Below are 1,804 nucleotides of genomic sequence, written 5' to 3' on the forward strand. Positions count from 1 at the left end.
GGCGCCCCCGCCGGGAGTGGGCTCGGTCGTCGTTGGCTGGTCCGTCATCGGTTAGCCGAGCTCCCCGGGCTTCTTACCGAACCACTTGACGAAGATCTGCTCGTAGGTGCCGTCCGCCTTGGCCTCGGTGATCGCGTCGTTGATCGCCTTGAGCAGGACCGGGTCGGCGCCCTTCTTCAGGCCGACGCCGTACTGCTCGCCGGTGTCGAGGCTGGCGACCAGCTCGAACTTCTCCGCGATCTCGGGCTTCTTCAGCCAGGTCAGGACGACGGGAAGGTCCTGGACGATCACGTCGACCTGTCCGGACTGCAGACCGAGCAGTTCCTTGGGAGAGTCGGCGAACTCCTTCGGGTCCAGGCCCTTGCCCTTGACGTAGTCGAGGCCCGTGGTCGAGGCCTGGGCGCCGAGCTTGAGGCCCTTGGCCTTGACCTCGTCAAGGGTCGCCGCGCCGGCCCCCTTCTTTGCCAGCAGTGCCTGCGTGGCGTCGAAGTAGGGCTCGGAGAAGTCGATGTTGGCCTTGCGCTCCTCGGTGATCGTCATACCGGCGGCGGCCACGTCACACTTGCCCGCCGCCATCGCCGCACCACTCTTGATGACGGCGAAGTCGATGTCGACGATCTCCTGCGTCAGGCCGAGCTTCTTGGCCGCCAGGTCGACGATGTCGACGTCAAAACCGACGACCTTTTCCCCCTCCTTGAACTGGAAGGGCTCGTAGGGCAGGTTGGTGCAGGTGGTCAGCTTGCCGGGGGTGATCACCTGCGGGCCGGCCGCAGCCGCGGGAGCGCTTGCCGAGGCACCATCGCTCGGGCTCGCGCTGGTGGTCTCGCCACCACCGCAGGCCGCAAGGCCGAGCGCACCGGCGACGACCATGGCGCCCACCGTGAGTGCACGACGGGAAACAAAACTCAGGCCCACAAAGGCCTCCTTACGGTCAAATGTCGCTTCTTTTATGGATACCTCAATGCAGGTCATGCTCCATCACCTGCATAATCGTGCAGATCACCGGTATGACACAATTCGGACAACAACCGTGTCAGGAGCCCCCCGATTCACACCCTGCTCCCGCCGCGGCCCGGGATGCGAACACTTGCCGGATCGTCAACGCCGGCCGGGCCGGTCGTTGAACTTCGGGGTCCGACTCGGTTACGTTGCCCGATGTGCGCGCCCCCCTGATCCTGTTCACCGGTGTCGCTCTCGCCGTCACCGTCCTGTCCGGCTGCACCGCAGGGGAACCGGCCGCATCCGCCTCCCCCTCGGCCACCCCCACCTCGACCTACGAACTCCCGCCGCGCCCGGTCCGGCCGGGCGAGAGCCCCGTCCGGGCCGCGCCGGTGACCGACGGCGACACCCGGTTCCAGGTGATCGGCCTGCAGAAGGGCCTGAGCGGCTTCTTCGGCAGCCACGCCGAGTGGCAGGCCAAGGGCCAGTACGTGGTCGTACGGATCCTCGTGGAGAACCCCGGGCGCACCAACTCCCGCTTCGACGCCAAGCGGCAGCAGCTCATCGCCGCCGACGGCACCGTCCACACGATCGACAAGTTCGCGCAGGCCATCAAGCGCCAGCCGGACACCCTCCCGCTCGGCGCCCAGGTCAGGATCGAAATGGACCTGTGGTACGACATCCCCTCCGAGGCGCAGGTCTCCGCGATCAGGCTGTTCGGCGACCCGCCCCTCGGCGTGGGGGGCACCACCGACGGCGTGCGGGTGCCACTGTCCTGATCCGAGCTCGTCGCGCTCCTGGCGTGGCGGGAGGGCACGATCGACCGTACCGGAGGGGCGAGCGACCAGCCTTTCAGCGTCGTCAC

General features: G+C 67.5%; 2 protein-coding genes. One reads left to right on the forward strand and one right to left on the reverse strand.

All coding sequences use genetic code 11. The features are described from left to right. Window positions 1–51 precede the first annotated feature (51 nt). Window positions 52–870 (reverse strand): ABC transporter substrate-binding protein, encoded by an 819-nt coding sequence (locus ABZU75_RS46280; RefSeq protein ID WP_355569925.1) that lies wholly within the window; start codon window positions 868–870, stop codon window positions 52–54. Between the two features lie 287 nt (window positions 871–1,157). Between ABZU75_RS46280 and ABZU75_RS46285 the strand changes: the two genes are divergently transcribed. Then, window positions 1,158–1,718, forward strand: a complete 561-nt coding sequence (locus ABZU75_RS46285) for a DUF4352 domain-containing protein (RefSeq protein WP_355569928.1) — start codon at window positions 1,158–1,160, stop codon at window positions 1,716–1,718. Window positions 1,719–1,804 lie beyond the last annotated feature (86 nt).

The organism is Streptosporangium sp. NPDC005286 (assembly GCF_040607515.1).
GTDB lineage: Bacteria > Actinomycetota > Actinomycetes > Streptosporangiales > Streptosporangiaceae > Streptosporangium.